Origin of the sequence: Paenarthrobacter sp. NPDC058040, assembly GCF_042885775.1 — a bacterium.
In the GTDB taxonomy this organism is placed as follows: Bacteria; Actinomycetota; Actinomycetes; order Actinomycetales; family Micrococcaceae; genus Arthrobacter.
The window spans coordinates 116084-143076 of sequence record NZ_JBHVRN010000011.1 but is presented as its reverse complement, the minus strand read 5'-3'; the positions used below and the strand labels follow the sequence as shown (position 1 = coordinate 143076).

Annotated in this window: 24 protein-coding genes and 1 riboswitch; of the genes, 16 read left to right on the top strand and 8 right to left on the bottom strand. The window is 63.4% G+C overall.

Annotation, left to right across the window (positions count from 1 at the left end):
* Window positions 1–11 precede the first annotated feature (11 nt).
* Window positions 12–1565 carry an MFS transporter gene (locus tag ACFVSJ_RS16640; RefSeq protein ID WP_387438047.1) on the bottom strand — a complete coding sequence of 518 codons (1554 nt, stop codon included), beginning with the start codon at window positions 1563–1565 and terminating at the stop codon, window positions 12–14.
* 72 nt (window positions 1566–1637) lie between these two features.
* On the opposite strand from ACFVSJ_RS16640, the gene ACFVSJ_RS16635 reads away from it, so the two are divergent.
* From ACFVSJ_RS16635 to ACFVSJ_RS16595, 9 genes are all read left to right on the top strand, one after another.
* Window positions 1638–2177 carry a TetR/AcrR family transcriptional regulator gene (locus ACFVSJ_RS16635; protein ID WP_387438046.1) on the top strand — a complete coding sequence of 180 codons (540 nt, stop codon included), beginning with the start codon at window positions 1638–1640 and terminating at the stop codon, window positions 2175–2177.
* Between the two features lie 95 nt (window positions 2178–2272).
* Window positions 2273–2369: riboswitch (glycine riboswitch) on the top strand.
* 169 nt (window positions 2370–2538) lie between these two features.
* Window positions 2539–5385, top strand: coding sequence for an aminomethyl-transferring glycine dehydrogenase (gene gcvP, locus ACFVSJ_RS16630; protein WP_387438045.1), 2847 nt, complete (start codon window positions 2539–2541; stop codon window positions 5383–5385).
* A gap of 9 nt (window positions 5386–5394) precedes the next feature.
* Window positions 5395–6528, top strand: coding sequence for a glycine cleavage system aminomethyltransferase GcvT (gene gcvT, locus ACFVSJ_RS16625; protein ID WP_387438044.1), 1134 nt, complete (start codon window positions 5395–5397; stop codon window positions 6526–6528).
* 33 nt (window positions 6529–6561) lie between these two features.
* On the top strand, window positions 6562–6948 hold the full coding sequence (gene gcvH, locus ACFVSJ_RS16620) for a glycine cleavage system protein GcvH (RefSeq protein WP_387438043.1): 387 nt from the start codon (window positions 6562–6564) through the stop codon (window positions 6946–6948).
* Between the two features lie 203 nt (window positions 6949–7151).
* Entirely contained in the window at window positions 7152–8564 is a 1413-nt protein-coding gene (locus ACFVSJ_RS16615) for an L-serine ammonia-lyase (RefSeq protein WP_387438042.1), read from the top strand.
* Between the two features lie 434 nt (window positions 8565–8998).
* Window positions 8999–9820, top strand: coding sequence for a DNA/RNA non-specific endonuclease (locus ACFVSJ_RS16610; protein ID WP_387438041.1), 822 nt, complete (start codon window positions 8999–9001; stop codon window positions 9818–9820).
* A 132-nt stretch (window positions 9821–9952) separates the two neighbouring features.
* The gene (locus ACFVSJ_RS16605; protein WP_387438040.1) at window positions 9953–11041 is read left to right on the top strand and encodes a lipid II:glycine glycyltransferase FemX; all 1089 of its coding nucleotides are present in this window, start codon (window positions 9953–9955) and stop codon (window positions 11039–11041) included.
* 97 nt (window positions 11042–11138) lie between these two features.
* Window positions 11139–12458: a peptidoglycan bridge formation glycyltransferase FemA/FemB family protein gene (locus ACFVSJ_RS16600; RefSeq protein WP_387438039.1), complete on the top strand. Its 1320-nt coding sequence runs from the start codon at window positions 11139–11141 to the stop codon at window positions 12456–12458.
* 19 nt (window positions 12459–12477) lie between these two features.
* A complete protein-coding gene (locus ACFVSJ_RS16595; RefSeq protein WP_387438038.1) occupies window positions 12478–13965 on the top strand; it encodes a threonine/serine exporter ThrE family protein in 1488 nt (495 codons plus the stop codon).
* Here the strand turns inward: ACFVSJ_RS16595 and ACFVSJ_RS16590 are convergent.
* Both ACFVSJ_RS16590 and ACFVSJ_RS16585 read right to left on the bottom strand, forming a co-directional pair.
* Window positions 13962–14801 carry a siderophore-interacting protein gene (locus ACFVSJ_RS16590; RefSeq protein WP_387438037.1) on the bottom strand — a complete coding sequence of 280 codons (840 nt, stop codon included), beginning with the start codon at window positions 14799–14801 and terminating at the stop codon, window positions 13962–13964. The two genes, ACFVSJ_RS16595 and ACFVSJ_RS16590, sit on opposite strands and share 4 nt — an antisense overlap.
* 183 nt (window positions 14802–14984) lie before the next feature.
* Window positions 14985–15752, bottom strand: coding sequence for a uracil-DNA glycosylase (locus tag ACFVSJ_RS16585; protein ID WP_387438036.1), 768 nt, complete (start codon window positions 15750–15752; stop codon window positions 14985–14987).
* Window positions 15753–15883: 131 nt separating this feature from the next.
* Between ACFVSJ_RS16585 and ACFVSJ_RS16580 the strand changes: the two genes are divergently transcribed.
* The 5 genes from ACFVSJ_RS16580 to ACFVSJ_RS16560 all read left to right on the top strand — a co-directional run bounded on the left by ACFVSJ_RS16580 (window position 15884) and on the right by ACFVSJ_RS16560 (window position 20346).
* Window positions 15884–16219, top strand: a complete 336-nt coding sequence (locus ACFVSJ_RS16580) for a DUF3263 domain-containing protein (RefSeq protein ID WP_387438035.1) — start codon at window positions 15884–15886, stop codon at window positions 16217–16219.
* Between the two features lie 49 nt (window positions 16220–16268).
* A complete protein-coding gene (locus ACFVSJ_RS16575; RefSeq protein ID WP_387438034.1) occupies window positions 16269–16889 on the top strand; it encodes a LytR C-terminal domain-containing protein in 621 nt (206 codons plus the stop codon).
* A 156-nt stretch (window positions 16890–17045) separates the two neighbouring features.
* Window positions 17046–17249, top strand: a complete 204-nt coding sequence (locus tag ACFVSJ_RS16570; protein WP_217376272.1) for a cold-shock protein — start codon at window positions 17046–17048, stop codon at window positions 17247–17249.
* A 297-nt stretch (window positions 17250–17546) separates the two neighbouring features.
* Window positions 17547–19172, top strand: a complete 1626-nt coding sequence (gene groL, locus ACFVSJ_RS16565; protein ID WP_387438033.1) for a chaperonin GroEL — start codon at window positions 17547–17549, stop codon at window positions 19170–19172.
* Between the two features lie 142 nt (window positions 19173–19314).
* Complete coding sequence (locus ACFVSJ_RS16560; protein ID WP_387438032.1) at window positions 19315–20346, top strand: RNase H family protein; 1032 nt, start codon at window positions 19315–19317, stop codon at window positions 20344–20346.
* A 66-nt stretch (window positions 20347–20412) separates the two neighbouring features.
* On the opposite strand, the gene ACFVSJ_RS16555 is transcribed toward ACFVSJ_RS16560, so the two are convergent.
* The 4 genes from ACFVSJ_RS16555 to ACFVSJ_RS16540 form a co-directional block, all read right to left on the bottom strand.
* On the bottom strand, window positions 20413–20703 hold the full coding sequence (locus ACFVSJ_RS16555) for a WXG100 family type VII secretion target (protein ID WP_387438031.1): 291 nt from the start codon (window positions 20701–20703) through the stop codon (window positions 20413–20415).
* A 105-nt stretch (window positions 20704–20808) separates the two neighbouring features.
* Window positions 20809–22254 carry an ATP-binding protein gene (locus ACFVSJ_RS16550; RefSeq protein WP_387438030.1) on the bottom strand — a complete coding sequence of 482 codons (1446 nt, stop codon included), beginning with the start codon at window positions 22252–22254 and terminating at the stop codon, window positions 20809–20811.
* A gap of 2 nt (window positions 22255–22256) precedes the next feature.
* Window positions 22257–22967: a response regulator transcription factor gene (locus tag ACFVSJ_RS16545; protein WP_347109954.1), complete on the bottom strand. Its 711-nt coding sequence runs from the start codon at window positions 22965–22967 to the stop codon at window positions 22257–22259.
* 93 nt (window positions 22968–23060) lie between these two features.
* The gene (locus ACFVSJ_RS16540; RefSeq protein WP_387438029.1) at window positions 23061–23690 is read right to left on the bottom strand and encodes a LysE/ArgO family amino acid transporter; all 630 of its coding nucleotides are present in this window, start codon (window positions 23688–23690) and stop codon (window positions 23061–23063) included.
* A 68-nt stretch (window positions 23691–23758) separates the two neighbouring features.
* Between ACFVSJ_RS16540 and ACFVSJ_RS16535 the strand changes: the two genes are divergently transcribed.
* The gene (locus ACFVSJ_RS16535; RefSeq protein WP_387438028.1) at window positions 23759–24670 is read left to right on the top strand and encodes a LysR family transcriptional regulator ArgP; all 912 of its coding nucleotides are present in this window, start codon (window positions 23759–23761) and stop codon (window positions 24668–24670) included.
* A gap of 80 nt (window positions 24671–24750) precedes the next feature.
* On the top strand, window positions 24751–24969 hold the full coding sequence (locus tag ACFVSJ_RS16530; protein WP_387438027.1) for a hypothetical protein: 219 nt from the start codon (window positions 24751–24753) through the stop codon (window positions 24967–24969).
* Between the two features lie 19 nt (window positions 24970–24988).
* Here the strand turns inward: ACFVSJ_RS16530 and ACFVSJ_RS16525 are convergent, their stop codons facing one another.
* Entirely contained in the window at window positions 24989–26992 is a 2004-nt protein-coding gene (locus ACFVSJ_RS16525) for a multicopper oxidase family protein (RefSeq protein ID WP_387438026.1), read from the bottom strand.
* Between the last annotated feature and the right edge of the window lies 1 nt (window position 26993).

Here is a 26993-nt window from a genome sequence, read left to right as displayed (position 1 = left end):
CTGCGTTACGGCTACTGCGCCTTGGGAACGCCTCGAAGTACGACGGCGGCAAGCACTGCCGCTCCGGCCATCAGTACCAGCCCAATCGCCGCGGTGATGTGGACGCCCGATTCGAAGGCAACCCGTGCGGCCTGGGTCAACGCCTCCGACAGTGGGGCCGGGAGGGCTGCAGCCGCATCTACGGCTCCAGCCAGCGTTTCCCCTGACTTGCCCGCAGCCTCGGCGGACACACCGTCCGGAATCACGAGGTTTTGCTGGTACGAGGCCGTGAGGATGGAGCCGAGCACAGCTGTCCCCAGCAAGGAACCGAGTTCGTAACCGGTCTCGGAGATCGCCGAGGCGGCTCCGGACTTGTCGGCCGGAACGGAAGCCAGGATGAGGTCGTTGGAGATGGTCTCCGCCGCTCCTACCCCCACGGCCAGGACGGTCAATGCGGACAACAGGAACACGGGTCCGGTTCCATGGTCGCCCGCCATGGCCACGAAGTAACCAACGGCGCTGAGCGAGAGTCCGCCGGCAACCACGTAGCCCGGGCGGATGCGCTTGACCAGTGGCACCACCAAGAGGCCGGCCACCACTGTTGCCAGGAGCGCGGGAATCATCGCGATCCCGGCCTCCATGGGGGACTGCCCTTCCACCAACTGCAGGTGCTGGGCGAAGAAGTAGATGAACCCGGTCATGGAGAACAGGGACAACACGTTTGCCACGATCGCCGTGCTGAACACTTTGTTGCTGAACAATCGGACGTCCAGCATCGGACCTGAAAGCTGTTGCTGCCGACGCACAAAGAACACACCCATGAGCAGGCCGAAGGTCATGAACGCCGCCGCCGAAGGGCCAAAGCCGTGCACGGCGAATTCCTTGATCCCGTACACAAAGGGGGCCATGGTCAGAACGGACAGGGCAATGCTCGGGACATCCACGCGGCCCGGGTTGGCATCCTTGGATTCGGGAATGAGTACCCGCCCAAAGGCAAGCAGGGGCAGCAGCAGGAACGTCGCCACGAGGAACACGGCACCCCACCAGAAGTGCTCCACCAGCCAGCCACCGAAGATCGGGCCCAGGGCGGCGCCACCGGAGAACCCGGCAGCCCAGACGGCGATTGCGAGCCGGCGACGGTTCGGGTCGGTAAAGATGTTCCGGATCAGGGACAGCGTGGAGGGCATCAGCATGGCGCCGAAGACACCAAGTGCGGCGCGTCCGGCAATCAACCATTCCGCCGACGGCGCGAACGCTGTAGCAGCCGACACCGCCGCGAAACCCGTGCTGCCGATCAGGAGCAGCCGCCGTCGTCCGATCCTGTCGCCGAAGTTGCCCATGGAAACCAGCAACGCCGCCAGGACCAGCGGATAGGCGTCCACGATCCACAGGAGTTGGATGCCTCCGACGTCCAGTGAACGGGCGATTTCCGGCAGGGCAAAGGTGAGCGCGGTGTTGTCGACGGCCACCAGCAGCACCGGGAACATCAGCAGTGCCAGGGCCGTCCAGTCGCGCCACGGTGCAGTCTTGCCCGGGACCGGGCGCACGGAGGAACGGGGAGCGTGGGTTGAGGACGGCGAGAACATGTTTTTTACTGTACCGTCCAGACGGTATAGTTTCAAATACAACCCGACCCAGCTTTAGGGAATGATGGATCCATGCCGCGAAAACCAGTTGCCCGGGATGCTGTCCTGGATGCCTTTGAAGCACTCCTGATCGAAGTGGGGGAGCGTGCTGCCACGCTGGACGCCGTCGCCAAGCGTGCGGGAGTGTCAAAAGGCGGCCTGCTCTACCACTTCCCCAACAAGGAGTCGTTGATCAGCGCGGTGCTGGAACGCCTGGACGAGTTGGCGAAGCAGGACACCGAGCAGATGAAAGCGGCCCCGGATGGTGCGGCTGCCTACTTCATCCGGTCATCCCTCTGGGCGGACACGCCCATGGACCGGGCCTTCGTCGCAGCAACCCGTCTGGCCGAGGTGGCCCACGAAGAAACCCGCCGTCGGTTCGCCGCGATCCAGCAACGGTGGCTGGACGTGCTGGCCGGGGATGTTGGGCCTGAGGTTGCCAAGGCTGTCAGCTATATGGGCGATGGCCTCTATTTCAACGCGATGTTTGAAGGCGGGCAGGAGGCTGGCACTGCAGGGCGGGAGGCCGACGTCGAGGTCCTCCTGACGGTCCTGGATCGCTTGCGGAAGTAGCGCGGCCTTCCATTTGCCGCCGCGCGGCGGTCATAGGACAATTAACAACTGTGGTGCGCCTTTCCGGCGGGCCGCGAACAATTGCATAAAGCCTATGATCTGCGGCGGGAGAGTCCTGCAGTACGAGATGCAGGCGCCGTAGGAGCAAATCCTCCCCAGGAATCTCTCAGGCCCATGCACCGCCGCGGTTAGGCAACTCTGGAAAGCAGCAGGCAACCGGTGCCACGGTTGTTATGCTCACCGACGGTGCAAGCGGCGTTGTGCAGGCAACACGCGGAAACTCTCAGGTCCAATACAGAGCGGGGAGGAACCCGAGCCACTGTGGCGTACCCAAGCGCCGCCCAAGTAATGGAGTTCCTTCGTGACGGTTAGTTCAGCCTCCACCACCTTCGTCGACCGGCATATCGGTGCCCGCCGCCAGGCCGACATTGACACCATGCTCAAGTCGGTTGGATACGACTCCGTGGATTCCCTCGTGGACACCGCGGTTCCCAACGACATCCGCCAGGACGTTGCCCTGACCCTGCAGAACGCGCTGAGCGAAGTTGAGGTCCTTGCAGAGCTCCGCAAGCTTGCAGCGAAGAACAAGACGGCCGTCCAGATGATCGGCCAGGGCTACTTCGACACCATCACGCCCCCGGTGATCCGCCGCAACATCCTTGAATCGCCGGCCTGGTACACCGCTTACACGCCGTACCAGCCGGAAATCTCCCAGGGCCGCCTCGAGGCACTCCTGAACTTCCAGACCATGGTCCAGGACCTCGTTGGCCTGCCCATCGCCAATGCTTCCCTGCTGGACGAAGCAACTGCCGTAGCTGAGGCCGTGCTGATGATGCGCCGCGCCAACAAGAACAAGGCCGCCCAGGACGGCAAAACCGTCCTCGACGCCGATTGCCTGCCGCAGACCATCGCCATCGTGAAGGGCCGCGCCGAGGCTCTTGGCTTTGAAGTCGAGGTGGCGGATCTCGCCAACGGTCTTCCGGAAGGCGCCATCAACGGCGTCGTCCTTCAGCAGCCCGGTGTTTCCGGCCGCGTCTTCGACCACTCCGCCGTGATCGCTGCGGCGAAAGAGCGGGGTGCCCTGGTCACCGTCGCAGCCGACCTCCTCTCGCTCACGCTCATCACTCCTCCGGGCGAGCAGGGCGCTGATATCGCCGTCGGTTCTGCCCAGCGCCTGGGTGTGCCGCTGTTCTTCGGCGGTCCGCACGCCGCGTACATGGCCGTCCAGAAGGGTCTCGAGCGTTCCATGCCGGGCCGTTTGGTTGGCGTTTCCAAGGACGACGCCGGTGTCCCCGCCTACCGCTTGGCGCTGCAGACCCGTGAGCAGCACATCCGCCGCGAGAAGGCCACCTCCAACATCTGCACGGCACAGGCACTCCTGGCGATCGTCGCTTCGATGTACGCGGTGTACCACGGCCCCGAGGGCTTGAAGGCCATCGCCGAGACTGCCCACAACCACGCCCGTACCCTCGCCGCCTCGCTGAAGGCCGCCGACGTCGAGGTCCTCCACGGTTCCTTCTTCGACACCGTCACCGTTCGCGTGCCAGGCCGTGCCGCGGAGCTCGTGGCTGCAGCGGAGGCCAAGGGCATCAACCTGCGCGGCATCGACGCGGACACTGTTGGTATCTCGGTTGATGAAACCACGACGACGGCGGTAGTCGCCGACGTAGCGGCCGTCTTCGGCGCTTCGGTACTCGAGTCCGTGGAAGGCTTCGCACTTGAGGCTTCCGTTGAGCGCTCGAGCGAATACCTGCAGCACCCGGTGTTCAACACGCACCGTTCCGAGACGCAGCTCCTCCGCTACATCCGCAAGCTCTCGGACCGGGACCTGGCCCTGGACCGCACCATGATCCCGTTGGGTTCCTGCACCATGAAGCTCAACGCTACGGCCGAGATGGAAGCCATCTCCTGGCCGGAGTTCGCTTCGATCCACCCGTTCGCTCCGGACTCCCAGACCTCCGGCTGGCGTGAACTCATCGCCGACCTCGAATCCCAGCTGACCGAGATCACCGGCTACGACCAGGTCTCCATCCAGCCGAACGCCGGTTCCCAGGGCGAGCTCGCGGGTCTCCTCGCGATCCGCGGATACCACCACTCCCGGGGCGACCAGCAGCGCAACGTCTGCCTTATCCCGGCGTCCGCCCACGGCACCAACGCGGCCTCGGCCGTGCTCGCAGGCATGAAGGTCGTCGTCGTGGCTACTGCATCTGACGGCACCATCGACCATGCTGACCTGGCTGCGAAGATCGAAGCCAACCGCGACGTGCTCTCGGCCATCATGATCACCTACCCATCCACTCACGGTGTGTACGACGCCGACGTGCGCGAGGTCTGCGACGCCGTCCACGAAGCCGGCGGACAGGTCTACATCGACGGCGCCAACCTCAACGCCCTTGTTGGTCTCGCCCAGCCGGGCAAGTTCGGCGGCGACGTGTCCCACCTGAACCTGCACAAGACCTTCTGCATCCCGCACGGTGGCGGCGGGCCCGGTGTTGGTCCTGTTGCTGCCAAGGCACACCTGGCTCCGTTCATGCCCGGTGACGCCACGTCATGGACCGAAGGCAACGATGTTCCGATCTCGGCTTCGCGCTTCGGCTCGGCCGGCGTGCTGCCGATCTCCTGGGCCTACGTGAAGCTCATGGGCGGCCAGGGCCTCACCGAAGCCACCAAGTCGGCGCTCCTCGCGGCCAACTACATCGCTTCCCGCCTCAACGAGCACTTCCCGGTGCTCTACACGGGCGAAGGCGGACTCGTGGCCCACGAGTGCATCCTGGACCTGCGTGAACTCACTGCCCGTACCGGTGTTACGGCTGAAGATGTGGCCAAGCGCCTCATCGACTTCGGCTTCCACGCACCCACCCTGGCGTTCCCGGTTGCCGGCACACTCATGGTGGAGCCCACGGAGTCCGAGGACCTCGTGGAGATCGATCGCTTCATCGAGGCCATGATCACCATCCGGGCAGAGATCGAGCAGGTTGCGGCCGGCGACTTCTCCGTGCAGGATTCTCCGCTTCGCCGCGCGCCGCACACGGCAGCCGCCGTCGTAAGCTCCGACTGGGACCGCGCCTACCCACGTGAGCAGGCCGCTTTCCCTGTCCACCACCTGAAGCAGGACAAGTACTTCCCGCCGGTAGGGCGCATCGACGGCGCGGCCGGCGACCGCAACCTCGTCTGCTCCTGCCCGCCGATCGAAGACTTCGAGAACTAAGGACTGGTCATGACTGGGAAATTCACAGCCCTCTACGAAGAGCACAAGAAGCTCGGCGCGTCGTTCACCGACTTCGGTGGCTGGCAGATGCCGCTCAAATACACCTCCGAACTGGCTGAACACCATGCAGTCCGGAAGTCCGCAGGCCTGTTCGACCTCTCCCACATGGGCGAAGTCTGGGTTACCGGCCCCGACGCGGCCGCCTTCCTGGACTACGCGCTGGTGGGCAAGATTTCCGCGATGGCTGAGGGCAAGGCCAAGTACTCGCTGATCTGCCAGGAAGACGGCGGGATCATCGATGACCTCATCACGTACCGTCGTGGCCCGGAGAAGTTCCTGGTGGTACCCAACGCCGGCAACGCCGCGGTAGTCGCTGCAGCGCTCCTTGTGCGCGCAGCCGGTTTTGACGTCGTTGTTGAGGATGCCTCTTCCGAGACGTCGCTCATCGCCGTCCAGGGCCCGCTCGCCGAAGCCATCCTCCTGCGCCTGGTCCCGGCCGAGCAGCATGCTTTGGTCACCGAACTGAAGTACTATGCGGCCGTTGAGGTTCCGTTCACGTTCGACGGCGGCACCCAGGACCTGCTGTTGGCGCGCACCGGGTACACCGGCGAAGACGGATTCGAGATCTTCGTAGCCAACGAATCCGCCGCTGCACTGTGGCAGGCCATTTCCGCCGTGGCTTCCGAGGGCGAACTCGTACCGGCCGGCCTGGCTTCCCGCGATTCGCTGCGCCTTGAAGCCGGCATGCCGCTCTACGGCAACGAGCTTTCCCGCGAAGGCAATCCCTTCGCCGCAGGCCTCGGTCCCGTCGTTGCGTTGTCCAAGGAAGGCGACTTTGTTGGCAAGGAAGCCCTGGCTGCTTTGAAGGAGTCCGGCGCCGGTGCCTCCACTGGCCGCAAGCTCGTTGGCCTCAAGGGCCTGGGCCGCCGTGCCGGCCGTTCGCACTACCCGGTGCTGAAGGACGGTGCCGTGGTGGGTGAAGTGACCTCCGGCCAGCCGAGCCCGACGCTGGGGTACCCCGTGGTTCTCGCTTACGTCGATGTTGCCCTGGCCGAGCCCGGGACTGCCCTCGACGTGGACCTCCGCGGCAAGGCCGAGCCGTTCGAAGTCGTCGCGCTGCCGTTCTACAAGCGGTCCCGCTAAGCAGTTTTTGATCACCCATAGTTAGGAAACAGAATGCCCAAAGTAGCGCCCGAACTTCAGTACTCCGACGAACACGAGTGGGTCTCCCGGGGCGAGGGAAACCTTGTATCCGTTGGTATTTCCGAGGTTGCCACCGACGCACTGGGCGACATCGTCTACGTCGACCTGCCCGAGGTCGGCTCGACTGTGACTGCGGGGGAGACCTGTGGCGAGGTGGAGTCCACTAAGTCCGTTTCCGACCTGTATTCGCCGGTCACTGGTGAGGTCACCGAGATCAACGACGCCGTGGTGTCCGACCCCGCCCTCATCAACAACGACCCCTACGGCGAGGGGTGGCTGTTCAAGGTCGCCGCAGAGTCCGACGGCCCGCTGCTTTCCGCCGAAGAGTACGCCTCCAAGAACGGCGGAGACCTCGCCTAGGCAGCTCCGTTCTGGCGGGCACCACGCGCGCCGGGTGGCGTAGCGTGGAGTTGTAATAACTGAATGAACTTGCGACGCCGGGTTGCCGCCTGAGGGGGCCGCCCGGCGTCGTGCTTCGGTCGCCTGCCGTCAAGAGCGGGGGAGGCCATCCGGCAGGACCATCTGCCGGACCGTTTTCAAGCTGTATAAAAGGGATCCCGGCTATGGCTGTTGGTGTTTTCGATCTGTTCTCTGTGGGCATTGGCCCGTCAAGCTCGCATACTGTGGGGCCGATGCGTGCCGGGGCCGTGTTCGCTGGTGAGTTGAAGGACGCTGGTGTCCTGGGCGCGGTGGCTTCGTTGCGGGTTGATCTGTATGGTTCCTTGGCTGCGACGGGTAAGGGGCACGGCACTTTCACGGCGACGTTGTTGGGTTTGGAGGGCTACCACCCCGAGTTGATCCTTCCCGAGGAAGTGGAGGAACGGCTTGCCATGATTGCTGAGACGGGGATCTTGAACCTGGCTGGGGCTTCGGGTGATGGTGTCCAGTTGCCGTATGCGGTTGAGGATATGGTGTTGCATCCGTTGACGGTGTTGCCGCGGCATACGAATGGGATGAAGTTTGCCGTGTCTGATGCTGAGGGGAACGTGTTGCGGGAGGCGACGTTTTTCTCGGTGGGTGGTGGGTTCATTGTCCGGGAGGGTGAGGAGTCCGCGGCGCGGGCTGAGTTGGAGGAGTCCAAGGCGGAGTTGCCGTTGCCGTTTCGGACGGCGGCGGAGTTGTTGGGCCGGTGCTCGTCGAAGGGTCTGGGGATTTCCGAGATCATGTTGATCAATGAGCGGGCGTCCCGGTCTGAGGAGGAGATCCGGGAGGGTTTGCTGCATATCTGGGCGGTGATGGAGGCCTGTGTTGAGACCAGTTTGAGGCGTGAGGGTGTGTTGCCGGGTGGGTTGCGGGTCCGTCGTCGTGCGCCGGATTGGTTGGAGCGGTTGTTGAAGGAGGACAAGGACCGGAATGATCCGAAGTATTGGCAGGAGTGGGTGAACCTGATCGCCCTGGCGGTGAATGAGGAGAACGCGTCCGGTGGCCGGGTGGTGACGGCTCCGACGAATGGTGCGGCGGGGATCATTCCGGCGGTGTTGTATTACGCGTTGCATTATGCGCCGGGGATGGATCAAGCGTCCCAGGCTGATCGGGATGATGTGGTGGTGCGGTTCTTGTTGGCTGCTGGTGCGGTGGGTGTGTTGTATAAGGAGCAGGCCTCGATTTCCGGTGCTGAGGTGGGGTGTCAGGGTGAGGTGGGGTCTGCGTCGTCGATGGCTGCTGCGGGGTTGGCTGAGGTGATGGGTGGTTCGCCGGCGCAGGTGGAGAACGCGGCGGAGATCGCGATGGAACACAACCTTGGGCTGACGTGTGATCCGATTGGGGGTTTGGTGCAGATTCCGTGTATTGAGCGGAATGCGATTGCTGCGGCGAAGGCGATCAATGCGGCGAAGATGGCGTTGTGGGGTGATGGCACGCACCGGGTGTCCCTTGATGAGGTGATCGTGACGATGCGTGAGACGGGCAAGGATATGTCCCATAAGTACAAGGAAACCGCGATGGGCGGCCTCGCCGTCAACGTCGTCGAATGCTGAATACCTGACTCCAGCAAAGCTTGTGTGGCCCGCTCTGCGCCCCATTCCAAAACAGGGCCCACACTGCCCGGGTTCCCTGGCCGAGCTTGCGAGGTTAGGGAGGCGGTGGGGATGCAGAGCAGGCCCCGCAACGCAGGAAGCGGCCCCGCACTCAATCTTGTGTGGCCCGCTCTGCGCCCCATGACGCTCGCGAAGCGCGCAAAGCAGGCCCCGCAACGCAGGAAGCGCCCCCGCACTCAATCTTGTGTGGCCCGCTCTGCGCCCCATGACGCTCGCGAAGCGCGCAAAGCAGGCCCCGCAACGCAGGAAGCGCCCCCGCACTCAATCTTGTGTGGCCCGCTCTGCGCCCCATGACGCTCGCGAAGCGCGCAAAGCAGGCCCCGCAACGCAGGAAGTCTCTGTTCGCTGTCAGTCCCTGGTGCCATGCTGTATGCATGAGCGGGGGATATGACCGGGATTTCTTGCGGGCACGCCTGGAGCTGCCCAGTCCGTCGGCGACGACGATTTTGTTGGACTACACGCACTTCTCCGTGCGCTTCCGGACGGCCCGGAAGCTCGCGGCGATCGTGGGCGTCAACATTAGCGGCAGCGAACTGAACCCCTTGGCACGCGAAGGTACCTGGCATTTTGACGAGCGGGTTCCCAAGGAGCAGCAGGCCGGACCAGACGTTTACAAGAACAATGCCTTCGACCGGGGACACCTGGTTCGGCGGCTGGACCCGGTGTGGGGCGACGCTGCTACGGCCAAGAAAGCCAACCAGGAGACCTTCTCCTTTACCAACGCTGCACCGCAGGTGGACGACTTCAACCAAGGCAAAGAGCTTTGGGTGGGACTGGAGGACCACGTCCTGGAGCATGCGGATACTTTTGATGCCAAGCTCAGCGTATTCACGGGCCCTGTGCTTCTGGACGACGACCCTCCCTACCGGGGCGTCCAGGTGCCCCGCAAGTTTTGGAAGATCGCAGCGTGGACCAACGATGCCAAGCTGGGTGCAGCTGGTTTCATCCTGGATCAGTCACCTTTGCTCGGAAAAGTGGAGTTGAAGAAGGCGATCACAGAACGCCTCCTCGAAGGCGAACCTCCTCCACTGGGTCCATTCCGGACCTTCCAAGTTCCCATCGGGGAGATCGCCGACCTGACCGGGCTGAGCCTAAGCCGGCTTACCAACGCCGACCGCTTGGCCAGTGGCCAGCGTGAGCTCGGGAAGGCGCCGAAGGCCATCCAGTTGGAGAGCATGGAGCAGATCCGGCTCTAGTATTCACATATCTCCATCGGCGAGAAGATCCCGATATATAAGTAGAAATCGGGTGTTTAGGCATACCCCGATAGACTGGAACCTGCATGCCCGCATGCGCTCAAGCTTTGAACACTGTACTGAACCCTGAGATTGGACACGGCCACCTTGCGAGAATTCACCGCCCGCTTTGCCACCGCCGAGGAAATCGATAACTGGGACAAGCACGTGACGGCCAACCCGAATGGCGGCAACATGCTGCAGTCCGATGCCTACGCGGCAGTGAAGGACGGCAACGGGTGGCTGGTCCGCCGGCTGGTCATAGAGACCAAAGAGTATTCCAGCTACAACCTGCTGCTGGAGAAGAAGTTCCCCGTTCTGGGTCGGCTCTGGTACCTCATCAAGGGGCCGGACGCTGCCGCCGTCGAGGATGTCAGCCCTATGCTCAAGGCCACCGCAAAGCTGGCGAGGGAACAGAACCTGAACGTCTTCACCATCAAGATAGAGCCCGACGTCGTGGACTCACCTGAGGTGACTGCGGAACTGAAGGCGGCCGGCCTGGTTAAGGCCCCCAACATCCAGTCCAACGACTCCACTGCGATCCTGGATATCGGCAAGCCAAGCAACGAGGTTCTTCGCAGCATCTCGTCGAGGGCCCGCAACGCGGTCAGGAGAGCAGAGCGCGAAGGCTGCGAAGTGCTCGAGGAAGAGGCCGGCGAAGCCAGCTACAAGAAGCTCTACGCGCTGATGCAGAACACCATGAACGCCAAGGGGGCCATGCCCCTGCGCAGCTACGACTACTACGCCAAGTTCTGGAACGAATTCAGCAGCCGCGGCCAAGGGCACTTCTTCTTCGTCTACGAGGACGGCCAGCCGAGCGTGGGCGCCTTCGTGATCAACTACGGTTCCAAGGCAACCTATAAGGACGGCGGTTCCACCCAGAACCGCAAGCAGTACGGCGACTCACACCTGACGCAGTGGGCAGCCATCCAGCGCATGCAGGAACTTGGCTGCGTTGAATACGACTTCTGCGGCACTCCGAGTGCGGCCCGCATCAAGGACAAGTCCCACCCCCTGTACGGTTTGGGATCGTTCAAGACGAGCTTCACCAAGACGGTGACGGATTTCGTGGGCTGCTATGACCTGGTCTTGAGCCCGCTTCGGTACAAGCTCTGGCTCAAGGGTGGGGAGAAGGTCTTCCGCCGACTCGAAACCATGCGCACCGGCGGACAGTTCTACTAGACGGCAACACGACGCACGGCCCGCCCCGGCCACCAACGGGTGCACATCCAACAAGATGAGGTAATTTTTTTTGACTCCGATCGAGGCTGGAACCGACATGGAATTCGCAATTCTCAGCGACGCTGATTTCGCGACCTTCGCCAAGGGACACCCACAAGCGAGCTTTATTCAATCCATGGACCTCACCCGTTTCCAGCGTGCCCGCGGCCAGGAGGTGGAACTCTTCGGAGTCACCCGTGGTGGCAGCCTGATTGCTGCCGGAAAGATCGTGTACACGAGCAACCGCCTTGGCTATAAGGTCGCAGACTGCGCCAAGGGACCACTGATGGACTACAGCGACGCCGCAGCGGTGAGGCCCGTCGTCGAGCTTCTGAAGAAGCACGCCGCATCGAAGAAGGCAGCCGAGCTGCGCATCTCGCCCAACGTCAAGTACATCGCACGCGACGAGGACGGCGCGGAGCACCCGGAGCTCGAAGATAACCGGCCGCTCCTGAAGGAACTTGAGGGTCTCGGGTTCAAGCACCAGGGCTTCGACATGAACTTTGCCAACATCAACTGGATGTTCATCAAGACCCTGGACGGGGTTGCGGACTCCGAAGAGCTCATCATGGGCATGAATTACCGCACTCGCAAGGCCATCCGGAAGGCCGAGAAGAACGGCGTCTACCTGGAACAGGCCACGCTGGAAACGCTGGACGATTTCTACAATGCCCTGAAGACCGCGGGCGACGAGAAGGGCTTCACGTACCGGGAACGGGAGTACTACGAGCAACTGCTCCGCAATACCTCCGATGAGTTCACCAAGCTCATGATGGCCAGGATCAACATCCCGGAATACCGCCGTTCCATCACGGAGCGCCTCGAAGCGGAGTCGACAACGCTCGCAGACCTCAAACGAGAGGTCGAGGAAACCGGCAGCAAGAAGAAAGCCAACCGGGTCAAGGTCGTCCAGGACCTTGTGGACAGTTACGAACGCAGCCTCAAGGACATTAAGCGTTTCCCGGATTCAGTCGGTGTGGCCACGGTCGCCGCAATCCACTTTGCCTGCTCCGGTGATGAACTCACGTGCGTCATCGGTGGAACGGTGCAGGACTACATCTATTTCAACGGTGCAACGTCCCTCTACTGGGGCATGCTGCTGCACGCCTTGAACAACGGCTATTCGCGCTACAACTTCTACGGCACGTTCGGCATCCAGGGCCAGGACGAGACCGGCCACGGCGGGTACGAGTTCAAGAAGGGCTTCGGCGGCGAGGTGGTGCAGTTGCTGGGCGATTTCGTGGCTCCGGTCAGCCCCGTCAAGTACACCGCCTACCGCACGGTCAGGAAGCTCGCAGGAGCCGCCCAGACCATTTTGGGAAACTTGCTGCAACCGGCACAATTGCCGGTCATAGGAAAGTTCCTCAAGAAGAAGTGACTCAAAGGAGGAATGCTGCGTGACAGAACGCCCTGACGGGACCGGCGGCAGGCCTCACACGGACGGCTTGCCCAAGACCCAGCCGCTGCGGCCATCGCAGGTGCGGCAGAATGCCAACGCCAAACGCATGTTGATGCGGCTGGTCCAAGGCGACAGTCCACCAACGGCGCCCATGAGCATCGTGGACAGGCTGGCCGGGAGCCCGTATGCCAACCCCACCATCCAGGTGGCGGGTGTGGACGCTTCCGCCCGCAAGACCATCGACTTCGCCCTGCACCTGGCCGAGGCGATGTTCCGTTATGGGGCCGGCGCTTTGGAGGTGGAGACCAGCATGATCGCGGTCACCGCTGCGCTGGGGCTGAAGAACATCGAGGTGGACATCACCAACCAGTCGGTGGCCATCAACTACGCGCCGAAGGAACAGACACCCATCACGCTGCTCCGCGTGGTGCGCTCGTGGACCAATAACTACGCCGGGCTGGCGCAGGTGCACCAACTGGTTTCGGAAATTGTCGCCGGGGGAGTAGGACGAGACGAGGCTGTCCGTCGGCTGAATGAGATCATCCGGAGCGCCAAGCCATTCCCACGGTGGATGGTCACCGTGGCTTTCGGCGTGTTCGCTGCTGTTTTCGTGGGGGTGCTTGGTGGCGGTCCGGGGGCTTCAGCACTCGCGTTCGCGTCCAACATGTTGATCAGCCTCCTGGCGCGCCAGCTGATTCGCTGGCGGACTCCCGACTTCTTCGTGACCATGGCGAGTTCGTTCGTGGTAACTTTCGTTGCGCTGATGCTCCGCTGGGCGGGTGCGGACATCGCTCCGTCCATTGTGGTGGCCGGCGGGATCCTGTTGCTGCTCCCCACGGGCAGGCTCGTCTCGTCGGTGCAGGATGCGATCAACGGCTTCCCGGTCACCGCGGCCGGGCGTTTCCTCTCGACCCTGCTCACCTTCGGCGCAATCGTGGCAGGGATCGGTGTCGCCGTCGTGGTGGGAACCCTGATGGGCAGCCAAGTCCTGGACGTCACCAACACCTTCCCGCCTGCCTATCCGCTGTGGGGACAAGCGATCCTGATCGCCATAGCGGTGGTGGCTATCGGCGTCACCGAACAAACACAGATGCGGTTGTTACTCCCGACGGCGGCAGTCGGCTTGGTGGGCTTCTTCGTTTTGTGGGGGGTTGGCGAACTTGGTCTTGGCGACCGCTTGTCGCCGGCCATTTCGGCGGTGGTCATCGGCTTGCTGGGCCGTGTGGTCGCGTTGAAGCTCGGTGCCCCGCAGTTGGTGGTCGCAGTTCCTGCGGCGTTGATCCTGCTGCCAGGCCTCACGATCTTCCGGTCGATGTATGCCCTGACTGTTGAGGGCGGCGACTTCCTGGCCGGTGCGGGCGGCATGCTCAACGCCGGTGCCATTGTCCTTGGAGTCGCTGCAGGCATCGTGCTGGGCGACAATCTTGCCAGGCCACTGACCAAGGGCCTGTCCAGCAACGAACGGCGAAGGGTGCGGCGCCGCTAGATCTTCCCCACGGGCAGCTTCTTCTCGGCCTGGAACACTTCCTCCACACGACCCTGTGCCCAGTAGCCGGACAGTGAGACTTGGGAGCGTTCCAGGCCATGCTGCACGAAGAAGATCTCCCGGAGCCCCTTCATGTAGCCACGCTCACCGTGGGCAAAGACATCCACACGCCCTTCTGGCCATTCGAGGCCTCGCAGGGCGTTCAGCAGGAGCTCGCTGGACCCGGCCTGCACTCCATTGCGCTGCAGCCACGTCACTTCCACGCCGGCCGGGGCCGAAATGGGCAGGATGTCCTCGTCGCTGTCCACTTCCAGGAACGCGAATCCACGGGCGTCCGGCGCCAGGGCTTCGATGGAAGCCGCGATGGCTGGGATGGCCGCGTCATCACCCGCGAACAGGTGCCAGTCAGCGTCAAGGGCCGGGTTGTACGCGCCTCCGGGCCCGGTGAAGACGAGGGAATCGCCAGGTTCCGCAGCAGCCGCCCAGGGTCCTGCAAGTCCCTCATCGCCGTGAACCACAAAGTCGATTGCCAACTCCTGGGCCTCCAGGTCAACCCAGCGGATGGTGTAGGTCCGGGTGTGCGGCCACTGGTCCCGGGGCATGGTTTCCCGGATGGCCCACAGGTCCAGCGGCAGTTCGTAGTTCACCCCAGGCTGCGGGAAGACGATCTTCACGTACCGGTCCACGAATTCGTTGTTCGCATAGTCGCTGAAACCAGATCCACCCGCCACGATCCGCACCATATGCGGGGAGAGCCGTTCCTTGCGGAGCACGGTCAGGTTCACCTGGGGCCGGGTTTGGCGGGTAGCGGACGACGTCACGGGAAGGGCAGCCATGAAGGCAAGCCTAAGCTAATCCGCTGTGCCCCGGCTGGGTATGAGTCGAACGTTACAACCCGACGCTCTCTCACGAAACGGCCGTTTGTGCCCGGCCCTCTCTCACTGCCGGCTTTCCGGCCAACCATTGGTGAGAGAGCGTCGGCCGGAAGGGGGTGTTTGGTGAGAGAGCGTCGGGAGGGGCTAGAGGACCGGGAGTTCCCAGTCGACCGGCCCGGCGCCCTGCTCCGCAAGCAACGCATTCGTCCGGCTGAACGGCTTGGACCCGAAGAATCCACGGGAGGCGGACAGCGGACTCGGATGAACGGACACAATCGACGGAGCGCCGTTCAGCAACGGACCCACCGCTTCAGCATCCTTACCCCACAGGATCGCGATGAGCGGTTTCTGCCTGCCACCGCCGTCTGTGCGGTTTGCGACGGCGGTGACTGCCGCCGTCGTAATTGCCTCCCAGCCTTTGCCGCGGTGTGAACCGGCGTTGCCGGCCGCGACGCTCAGGACGCGGTTGAGCAACAGGACGCCCTGGTCTGCCCATGCCGTGAGGTCGCCGTGGACGCGTGGCGGCAAGCCGAGATCGTCCTGGAGTTCGCGGTAGATGTTGGCCAGGCTCCGCGGGATGGGCCGGGTTTCGCGGGACACGGCAAAGGAAAGTCCGACGGCGTGTCCCGGCGTTGGGTACGGATCCTGGCCGAGCAGCAGGACTTTGACGTCGGCCAGTGGCCGTTGGAAGGCCCGCAGAATATTGGGGGCCGCAGGAAGGACCTGGGTTCCCAGCCCGGCTTGGCCGGCGACGAAGCGAAGTGCATCGCGTAGTTGAGGTTCCACAGGGCGGAGTGCATCGGCCCAGTCGGGAGCCATGAGGTCCTCCAGGGGCCTGTCCAACAATCCGGCGAAGTCCTGGTCGCCAGTATCGTTCGGTTCAAGGTCAAAGAGTGCATCCTCGCCAGTCACTCCGCCATTGTCCCTTGACTAACGCCGCGCGTGCGAATGGGCTAACGCCGCGCGTGCGAATGACAGCCTTGTTATTCGCCCGTAACATAGGGGTAGGACATTTTCCCCAACAAGCGTCGAAGGAGTGTGCCGTGGCCGAACCAGCACCGGAACCGATGGCGCCGCAGGCAACGGGCTTTGCCCTTGAGGACCTTGCAGCCGGCGTCCGCAGCGACTCCCCGTTAAGCGAGCGGGACCAGCAAATGCTGGCCTTGGAACGGCAATGGTGGAAGTACGCGGGAGCCAAGGAACAGGCCATCCGCGAACTCTTCGACCTCTCTGCCACGCATTACTACCAGATCCTCAATGCCCTCATCGATACCGAGGACGCATTGGCTCACGATCCCATGCTGGTCAAGAGACTGCGTAGACTACGTACGTCCCGCCAACGCGCGCGGACAGCGCGGCGCTTGGGGTCGGACGCGTAAATCGCCAGGCTGATCTGTCAGCAGCAACCAGCAAGGACAACGCTTCACCATGACCAAATTTGCCAAGGATGAATTCGACCGGGTGCCGCAGAACGGGTCCCGGCAGGGCGTGCACCGGGACTCCACGGAGACAGCCCGCCCCACTTTGTGGCCTGTACTGACCGTTGGAGCTGTTGCCCTGGTTCTGGGCCTGGTTGCGTTCCTGATCCTTCCGCGGCTCGGTTTCGTGGCTCCTGTCGCCTCGTCCAGCACCTCTGCGCCCGCGCCGCAACAGAGTGAGGCGTCGCCGTCGGCAGCTCCGTCCGAGTCGGGCAGTGCCCCCATTGCCTCGGGTGAGCCGACCCCCTCCGCATCGCCATCCGCATCGCCATCCGCCACACCTTCCGCCGCGCCCGTGGACAAGACCACGGCCGTGGCCGTCTACAACGGTACTGCGACGGCGGGACTCGCCAGCCGCGTGGCCGGCATCGTCCAGGGCGACGGTTGGACGCTTGGCACCGTCGGGAACTGGGGCGGGCTGCCGCAGCAGACATCCGTGGTCTTCTACAACGCACCGGCGCAGAAGGCCAACGCCGAGGCGGTTGCCGCCCTCCTGCGCATCACATCCGTGGTCGAGTCGCCCGAAGTCCAGCAGCCGCTCGTGGTTGTTGTGGGACCTGGCTACCAGTAATTCCGGCCTTCCAGCCCTCCCGGTTAAGCCTCAATAACAAAAATGCTGCCCCGCCTTCGGGCGGGAGCGCAGGGGGCGTGACTGTGGTTACAGTGGATTGATTCCGGTACGGAGATCCCGGCAACCGGTCTTGGCAACTGTGAAAGTGTGGGCATCATGGCTTTGGGAACCGTCAAATGGTTCAACGCCGAAAAAGGGTACGGCTTCATTACGGTGGACGATTCCGGCGATGACGTCTTTGTGCATTGGTCGGCCATCCAGATGGACGGTTTCCGCGCCCTCGAAGAAGGCCAGCGCGTTGAGTTCGAACTTGGCGAAGGCTTGAAAGGCCCGCAGGCGGAGAGTGTCCGCGTGGCCTGACGTGAAGTCAGCTCTCGGCTGAAAGCGTCCTGGTCTGAGGCGCAAGGTGGCGCTTCTGCTTGCACTCTCTACGGTCGAGTGCTAATTATTGATTTAGCACTCCCACGCATTGACTGCTAATTACGGTCCGTTCACGGCGCCGCAGGTAGTCGGTGCCGGGGGGATCAAGAAACACCCTGGTGGGGTGAGGTCTGGAGCGCGGGGCATACAGAGGCCGCAAGCAAAGGACCGTCCGTCGCGGGCATCCCACCTGACAGGTACCTTCTTAACGACTGTCCCGAAAGGACTACCGCCGTTATGGCCAAGATCATTGCATTTGATGAAGAGGCACGCCGCGGCCTCGAGCGGGGTCTGAACACCCTTGCTGACGCCGTCAAGGTCACCCTCGGCCCGCGTGGACGCAACGTCGTCCTCGAAAAGAAGTGGGGCGCCCCCACGATCACCAACGATGGTGTTTCCATCGCCAAGGAGATCGAGCTGGACGATCCTTACGAGAAGATCGGCGCCGAGCTGGTCAAGGAAGTTGCCAAGAAGACGGACGACGTCGCTGGCGACGGTACCACCACCGCTACGGTCCTCGCCCAGGCACTGGTCAAGGAAGGCCTGCGCAACGTTGCCGCCGGCGCCGACCCGCTGTCCCTGAAGCGCGGCATCGAAAAGGCAGTTGAAGCTGTCATCAGCGAACTGCTTGCTTCCGCCAAGGAAATCGAAACCAAGGAAGAGATCGCCGCTACGGCTTCCATCTCTGCCGGTGACCAGGAAATCGGCGCCCTGATCGCTGAAGCCCTGGACAAGGTGGGCAAGGAAGGCGTCATCACGGTCGAGGAATCCAACACCTTCGGCCTGGAGCTCGAACTCACCGAAGGCATGCGCTTCGACAAGGGTTACATCTCCGCTTACTTCGTCACCGACGCTGAGCGCCAGGAAACGGTCCTCGAAGACCCGTACATCCTGATCGTCAACTCCAAGATCTCCAACGTGAAGGAACTCGTTGCGGTCCTGGAGAAGGTCATGCAGTCCAACAAGCCGCTGCTGATCATCGCCGAAGACATCGAAGGCGAGGCCCTTGCCACGCTGATCGTCAACAAGATCCGTGGCACCTTCAAGTCCGTTGCCGTCAAGGCTCCGGGCTTCGGTGACCGCCGCAAGGCACAGCTCGCCGACATCGCCATCCTCACCGGCGGCCAGGTCATCTCCGAAGAGGTTGGCCTCAAGCTGGAGAACGCTGGCCTGGAACTCCTCGGCACCGCCCGCAAGGTTGTTGTGACCAAGGACGAGACCACCATTGTTGAAGGTGCCGGCGACGCCGAGCAGATCGCCGGCCGTGTTGCCCAGATCCGCTCCGAGATCGAGAACTCCGACTCCGACTACGACCGCGAGAAGCTGCAGGAGCGCTTGGCCAAGCTGGCCGGCGGCGTTGCAGTCATCAAGGCCGGTGCCGCAACCGAGGTTGAGCTCAAGGAACGCAAGCACCGCATTGAGGACGCTGTCCGCAACGCAAAGGCTGCCGTTGAAGAAGGCATCGTTGCCGGTGGTGGCGTTGCCCTCATCCAGGCCGGTGCCAAGGCATTCGCCAACCTGAACCTCGAGAACGACGAAGCAACCGGCGCCAACATCGTCAAGGTTGCCATCGACGCTCCGCTGAAGCAGATCGCTTTCAACGCCGGCCTCGAGCCGGGCGTTGTTGCCGACAAGGTCCGCGGCCTGCCTTCCGGCCACGGCCTGAACGCTGCAACGGGTGTTTACGAAGACCTGCTGGCTGCCGGCGTCAACGACCCCGTAAAGGTCACCCGTTCGGCTCTCCAGAACGCTGCTTCCATCGCTGGTCTGTTCCTGACCACCGAGGCTGTAGTTGCCGACAAGCCTGAGAAGAACGCTCCGGCTGCCGGTGGCGACGAGATGGGCGGCATGGGCGGCTTCTAAGCCTCCTGTACTGCGGCATCACGCTTAGCACGTAGGACGGCGGTCCTCACCTTTTGGTGGGGGCCGCCGTTCTTGGTTGTGTTGGGCGGGTTGGGTGCTGGGGCGGGGTTCAGTGTCTGTGGGGTCTGGCAGGATTGAATGCATGACGATTATTGCTGCCGCCGATGGTTCTGCCCTCGGTAATCCTGGGCCGGCCGGTTGGGCCTGGTATGTTGACGATTCCTGTTGGCGCGCGGGAGGTTGGCCTCACGGTACCAACAACATGGGCGAGCTCATGGCTGTGCTGGACTTGTTTCGTTCCACAGCCCACATTCCCCACGAGGAACTGCGCATCCTCTGCGACAGCCAGTACGTCATCAATTGCGTCACCAAGTGGATGCCCGGATGGAAGCGGAAAGGCTGGCGCAAGGCGGACGGCAAACCCGTTCTCAACGTGGACCTCCTGAAGGACATCGACCAGGCGATCGTTGGCCGCAAATACACGTTCGAGTGGGTGAAGGGCCATGCCGGTCACGAACTCAACGAAGCTGCGGACGAACGCGCCCGCGCCGTGGCAACTGCCTATCAGCAGGGCGTAGCGGCCCCCAGCGGCCCTGGTTTCTCGGGAGTCGCTGGAACTGCCGCAGAGCCCGTTCCAGTTCCCGTCCCGAGCGCTGCAGGGGCTTCCGCCGACCAGGTAGCTGTCACCGCTGCGCCTCCCTCCAGTCCGCTCCCCGCTTCAAAGCTGGAGCGTGCCCCCCGCCTGCATTCCGAGCCCACGCTGTTTGGCGAGTCGGGGATCTTCGGCCAGGCAGATCTCTTCAGTGAACTTGAGGACGCTTCGACTCCTGAGCTGTCAGCCGAAGAAGTGGTGGTGGCCTTGGAGCGTGAACTGCTCCGGCCCGACGTTCGTGCCGATATCGGGAGGATCGGAGTACTGCTTCATCCCGAGTTCGCCGAGATCGGTCAGTCAGGCAGGTTCTGGACCCGCGATGCGATGATGGTGGCCCTGGAAGAAGACCCCGGTGAACATGTGGAGCTGGAACTCCTCAGTGCGGACCGCCTCAGCGAGAACACCATCCTTTTGAACTACCGGAGCTTGTCCCACGCGGGCTCGGCCCTCCGCAGTTCGGTATGGCTGCTTGATCGGGGCCAGTGGAGGCTGCGGTTCCACCAAGGAACCCCGGAAAACTAGATAGACCTGCGGGGCGGCCGCACAGGGGGAAGACGGCCCGCCCCGCAGGAGCTTTAGGGGTGGGCCCTAGAAGGCGAAACGCTGGGTGTTGCCCTGTTCAACTTCGGCGTAGTTTGCCGCTGCAGCCGCCAAGGCGACGTTGATGGATGCGAGCGAGGCCTCCACCTTGTTCTGGGTCAGCGTCCATTCGAGGACCAAAGACTGGAAGTTGGTTGCTGCAGAACCCCTCCATGTCGCTTGCAGTTCATCGAGGCCTTGCTTCATGGCCTGCACGTCGGTGCTGATGCGGTCCACTGTTGCTTTGACGTTGGACGCCTTGAGCTGCAGAAGTTCGGTATCTACGGAGATAACGCTCATGGGTGATGCCTTTCGACGAAGTTGTTCCGCGTGCTCGCGGTGGAAGCGTGGGCCACAACATCGAGCCTAGGCAGCTTCTCAAGCACGCAGAATGGGGGTTCGCCGCTATGTGGATAACACCTCTGCGGGTTCCTCGTGGAACGGCAGGCTGACCACCAAAGTGGCCCCACCGCCGTCGGTTTCTTTGACCCGGACAGTCCCGCCGTGGCTTCCGACGATTGCGGCCACGATGGCCAGTCCCAGGCCGCTGCCTCCGGTCTCGCGCGTCCGTGAGGTGTCCGCGCGGTAGAAGCGTTCGAAGATCTTGTTGGTCTCTTCCTGGGGAATGCCCGGTCCGTGATCGCGGATCTCAATGGCAGAGCAGGAACCTTCCGGAGCTGTACGTACGCCCACCGCCAATTCGATGGGGCTGCCTTCGGGCGTGTACCGCAAGGCATTTCCCACCAGGTTGCCGATGACCTGCCGCAGCTTTGCTTCGTCTCCCTGGACTGGGGCAGGGCCGGGGGAGGAACCGTCCAAGCCAACCAGCCTGATGGTGCGGTCGCCGGATGCCGCGCGCGTGTCCACCACGGCGTCGTTCGCCAGGAGTTGCAGATCTACGGGCTTGAGGTGCAAGGGTCGCTGCTCGTCCAGCCGGGCGAGCATCAGCAGGTCCTCCACCATGGACCCCATACGCTTTGCTTCGCTCTCGATGCGCCCCATCGCCGTGGAAATATCGTCCGGGGAGGTCAGGGCACCGTGGCGGTAAAGCTCGGAGAAACCACGGATGGTGACCAGGGGTGTGCGGAGTTCATGGGACGCGTCGGCGGCAAACCGGCGCATGCGGGCCTCGGAGGCTGCACGTGCCGCAAAGGAGGCTTCGATGTGCGCGAGCATGGCGTTCAATGAACCGCCCAGGCGCCCCACTTCGGTGTGCGGATTGTCGATCTCGACGCGCCGCGACAGATCTCCGGCGGCGATGGCAGCCGCCGTTTTCTCAACGCGTGCCAGCGGCCGGAAGGACCGGGCCACGGTCCAGGTGGCTATGAAGAAGGCCAGGACCAGGGTCAGGAGACCGACGCCTACCACTACCAGTACGGCGTGCTCCATGACCTTGTCCACGGGAGTCAGTGGCAGGCCGATGATGACAACACCGTTTTGGCCGTTCGCTACCACTCCGACTGCCACAACCCGCCAGTTGGTTCCCGCAGTGCCGTTGACCTGGAACGGTGCATTGCCGCGCGCTTTGGCTTCGGCAGGAGTGATGTTGGCGATGGCGGGACGGTCGTTGGCGTTCCCACCAAAGGGGTACGGCGAGAGGCCCGAGACGTAAAGGGTCAGCGAGTAGTCAGTGGGGACTGCAGGGTTGTACTCGGACAGCTTGTCGAACGACTGTTGGTCCTGGGCAAGGGCCACGGCGGCCTTGAGTTTGTCGTCCACCTGGCCTTGCAGGTAGCTCTTGACGAGCGTCAGCGTTCCCGCCCCGGTGGCAGCCAAGGCCAAGAGGAGCAGCCCCATGATGATGGCAACGAGCTGCGACCTCAGGGACGCCGATTTCCAGCGTTGCAGCAAGGTCAGCGCTTCTCTGCCGTTCGCAGGACGTAGCCGACGCCGCGCTTGGTCTGGATCAGGGCGGCGGCGTCGGGATCGATGTCCACTTTGCGGCGCAGGTAGGAAATGTACGACTCAACAATGGAGGCATCTCCGTTGAAGTCGTATTCCCATACGTGGTCCAGGATCTGGGCCTTGGACAGCACACGGTTGGGGTTCAGCATGAGGTAGCGCAGCAGCTTGAACTCGGTGGGGGACAGTTCGATCACGGTCCCGCCGCGGCGGACTTCGTGGGCGTCGTCGTCGAGTTCGAGGTCGTCCACGCGGATCACGGCGTCGTCGTCTTCAAGCGGCTGGGTCCGGCGGAGGACAGCGCGGATGCGCGCCACAACCTCGTCCAGGCTGAATGGCTTGGTGACGTAGTCGTCCCCGCCCACGGTCAGTCCTGTGACCTTGTCCTCAGTGTCGTCCTTCGCCGTGAGGAAAAGGACGGGGAAGTGCTTGCCGGCCGCGCGGAGGCGGCGGGTCACCGTAAATCCGTCCATGTCAGGCAGCATGACGTCCAACACTGCGAGGTCGGGAGCGTGGGTATCAGCCGCGGCGAGGGCTTCGCGACCATTCGATGCGGCTACGACCTCGAAGCCTGCGAAGCGCAGGGACGTGGAGAGAAGCTCGCGGATGTTGGGTTCGTCGTCGACGACAAGGAGCTTGGCTTCGGGGCCGTTCTTTTTCATGACACCCATAATGCTCCCAGATTCTGGGAGTTATCTGGACGCTCAATGGGAGGAAACTGCGTGCTGCGCAGGTGCCCGGTCAAAGCTTGGGCCCTACGCGCCCAGTGCCAGACCCGCGCCAAGGGCCACCATGGTCACGGCGATGCCCCCGTCGAGGAACCGCCACGCCAGTGGCTTGGCGAAGAACCCGCGGAGGAACCTCGCCCCGAAGCCGAGGGCGGAGAACCACAACACACTGCCCAGCATTGCCCCGGCGCCAAACCACCACTGCAACTGCGTCCCCTGCGCGCTGGCGATTGATCCCAGCAAAGCGATGTCCAGATACACGTGCGGGTTCAACCAGGTCAGCGCCAGCATGGTGGTGATGGCGGCGGCAAGCCCACGAGTGCCGGGGTGCCCGGATCCGTCGCCGGCGATGAGTGCCTTCGGGCGCAGTGCGCGGCGGGCCGCCATCGCCCCGTAGCCCACCAGGAACGCAGCGCCCACAAAGCGAAGAATCACGACGGCGGCAGGCGCCGCCGCGATCAGCGCGCCGATCCCGAGGACGCCGGCCGCGATAAGGACCGCGTCCGACAAGGCGCAGATCGCAACGATGGGGCCAATATGTTGGCCGCGGATTCCTTGCCGGAGCACAAAGGCATTCTGGGCGCCGATGGCGACGATGAGGGCGAGCCCGGTGGCCAGGCCAAGGCCAGCGGTGTTGAAAATGTCAGCGGTATTCACCCTTCAAAACTATGAAGCGGCCAATCTTTAGACCAGCTAAAGATTCTAAAGCTGCATAAGATGTTCTAATGTCCCAGTTTCCTTCCGAGCAATTGCAGACGTTTGCCGCCGTTCTCTCCGAAGGGACGCTGGAGGCGGCAGCAAGGCAGCTCCACGTCACGCCGTCCGCCGTGTCCCAGCGCCTCAAAGCCCTGGAACAATCGGCGGGCAGGGTCCTGCTGCAACGCAGCAATCCGACCCAGGCCACGGAAGCCGGCGAGGTGGTGCTTCGCTTGGCCCGCCAGGTGGCGCAACTGGAGGCGGACGCAGGCACCGAACTGGGGCTGGGCTCCGATGGGCCGCAGCTGGCCATCCCGATTGTGGTTAACGCGGATTCCTTGTCCATGTGGTTCCTCCAAGCACTCGCCCGCATTCCCGCGGAGCTGAACGTCACTTTCGATCTCCACCGGGACGACGAACAACACTCCGCGTCTTTCCTGCGCTCCGGGAAAGTCATGGCGGCCGTGACCGCTACCCCGGTTCCGGTGCAGGGTTGCCGCGTGGAGCCGCTGGGCGTCATGAGGTACCGGGCAGTGGCGGAACCTGCCTTCGCCGCGCGCTGGTTTGCCGACGGCGTGGACCAAGTGAAGCTCAACACCGCTCCCACCGTTGATTTTGACCGGAAGGACACCTACCAGTGGGCTTTCGTGCGGTCGTGGTCGGGGATGGCGACGGCAACGCCCGACCGGAAGGGGCCGCGGCACTACGTCCCTGCCTCCCATGATTTCGGGGATGCCATCAGGCTCGGATTGGGTTGGGGCCTGATTCCGGAAGTACAGTGCGGGCCTGACATCGAGGATGGCCGGTTGGTGGAACTCGCCCCGGAGCGGCCCTTTGACGTACCTCTCTACTGGCAGCGCTGGAAAACAGCGTCGAAGGTGCTGGATGTTGTCAGTGATACCGTCCGGGAAGCCTCCGCGGAATTCCTGCGGAAGCCGTGACTGGCCCTGATTCCTGGCGGATTCGGAACACGCCCGCCGATGCTTCCAAAAATGTCAGTGCCCCATTCCACACTGGGAACATGGCACAGAAAACAGCATCCGTCAGCACCGTCCAGACCTCCACTGAGGTGGAGTACCGCGTGAGCTACCTCGACTCCGAAGTCGGGCGCGTCCAGGTCGAAGAGTTTGAGAATCTCGCGGCCGCCGAACGATTCGCGGCAGTGCAACTCCGCACGGAAGAGTGCTGGGCGATCGTGGAACAGGTGGAAATCCACGGGGACCTTCGCCTGGTCGCATAAGTCGCCCGAGTCGCCAGCGCTACTCCGGTTTGTTGTGCGCATGACCTCCGTGCACGAACGGTGACGAGACACCACGGTACTGCAACAGCATCATCATGCCCTCGGCAGCGTGGTCCAGGTTGTGGCAGTGATCCATCCAGATCCCAGGGTTGTCCGCGGTGAGCTGCACTTCCCAAACTTCTCCTGGCTGGATGTCCACCGTGTCGAGTATCAAGGGCGATCCTGCGGGTACCAATCCGTTCCGGCTCAGGACCAAGACATGATGGCCATGGGGATGCATGGGGTGGGGTTCGGCCGTTCGGTTGACGATTGTCACCTTGAGGACATCGCCCTCGCCAACTTCCATTGATGGCACCAGCGGATATGCCGCGCCGTTGACGGTGAAAGCGTAACGGGGGATTCCATCCACAAAACGGAACTGCCGGTCCAGCACCACCACTTCTTCCCTGTTGGCCGCGGGAACGGGCGCCTGCGTGGACGCGGGCTTGCCATAGCCCAGGAGATCCAGCACCGGAGTCGTTGCATAAACACTTGCTGCCGGCTTCTCCGGAGTCCCGGCCCAGCCCGGTGGCGCGACCACCACCACCGCATCCGCAGCTGAATCCGAGCGAACGGTCACCGGTGTGGCAGGCATTGTGAAGAGGACGTCGTTCCTGCCGCCTGCGCCGATCCGTAGCAGCTTTCCCGTTGCTTCTCCGGGTTCGTTCACGTTGGTACCGTCCACAGCGGTAACTGTGAAAGGGGTTCCGGACACCAAGTACCGCTGAGGCAGTGAATCGGTGTTAACGAGGCGGACCCGCACAGTGGTTCCGGGGTTGGCCGTGTACGCACTGCTACGGTCTGAGGAGCCCAGCATCCCCAGACCGCCGAGGTCGTGTCCGGCTACCGCAATGTCCGTGCCAGGACGGACATCGGAGGGGCCGTGCACGACGAATACGCCGTAGAGGCCCTTACGGACCCCCTCGGCAGAATCCTGGTGCGTGTGGTACCAATACGTACCCACTTGCGTAGCTGTGAAACGGTACGTCATGGATTGCCCGGGCATCACCGCATCCTGCGTTGCGCCGGCAACCCCATCCATGGCGTTGGGGACGTCATAGCCGTGCCAATGGAGCGTGACCCCGGCAGCCACATCCCGGTTGTTCAGCACCACCTCCATCACTTCTCCCTGCTGTGCTTCCAGGGTGGGTCCCGGAAGACTCCCGAACGTCCATGCCTCGATCGATTGCCCGGACGGCAGGGTCACTTGTTCCACGCGGGCGGTGAGATCGTAGTGGCGCACCACGGCACCCGGCGGCGGGCTGCCCAGCAGCTTGGTCACGGGAACCGTCGCTGCCCCCGGAACCGTCACGCCGCCCTGGTGGTGTCCCACGGCCGTGGCTATCGCGGTCCCGTCTGCCGCCCGGCTGCCAAGCCAGGTGAAGACTCCCGAACCCAAAGCGGTACAAGCCATGAGCCCCGCGACTGCCGAGACCGCCGTCGTGCGCCTGCCCCGGTTCACTGACGCCCGGCGGGCAAGGGGAAACAGGGCCAGCTTGGCGAGCAGTACGGCGCCGGCCACCAAAAGGAGCAGGACCGCCAGCGCCCAGACACTGGGAAACGGGCCCAGGATGAACACCAGCCCGAGTGACCCCACAGCCGCAGCCCCGGCGGCCACGAGGGACAGAACGGCCCCTTGATGACCGCGGTCCGCCGGCACCCGGGCAGATTGTGAGCCGGTGTTCCGCCTCCTCAGCAAATACGGAACACCGGCCATCGCGGCCCCAACCGCGGGAATGGCGGTCAACGGCAGGCTGATGGCTATGCGTTCATTCGCAAACCACCAGCTGCCTGCCACCAAGGCAGGGAGCAGAGCGTAGCGACCGGCCGTCGCCAGGAGAGCAACGCCGACGGCCAGCAAAGCGGCGTCGATCGCGCGACGCGGTGCCTTGCGGGACGAGGCCAGCCAGGCGGCGGCGATCCAGGTGCCGGCGGCTAGGACGGCCAGCACCAGGTCCACGGCCATCAGCTGTGAGCTGTTCACA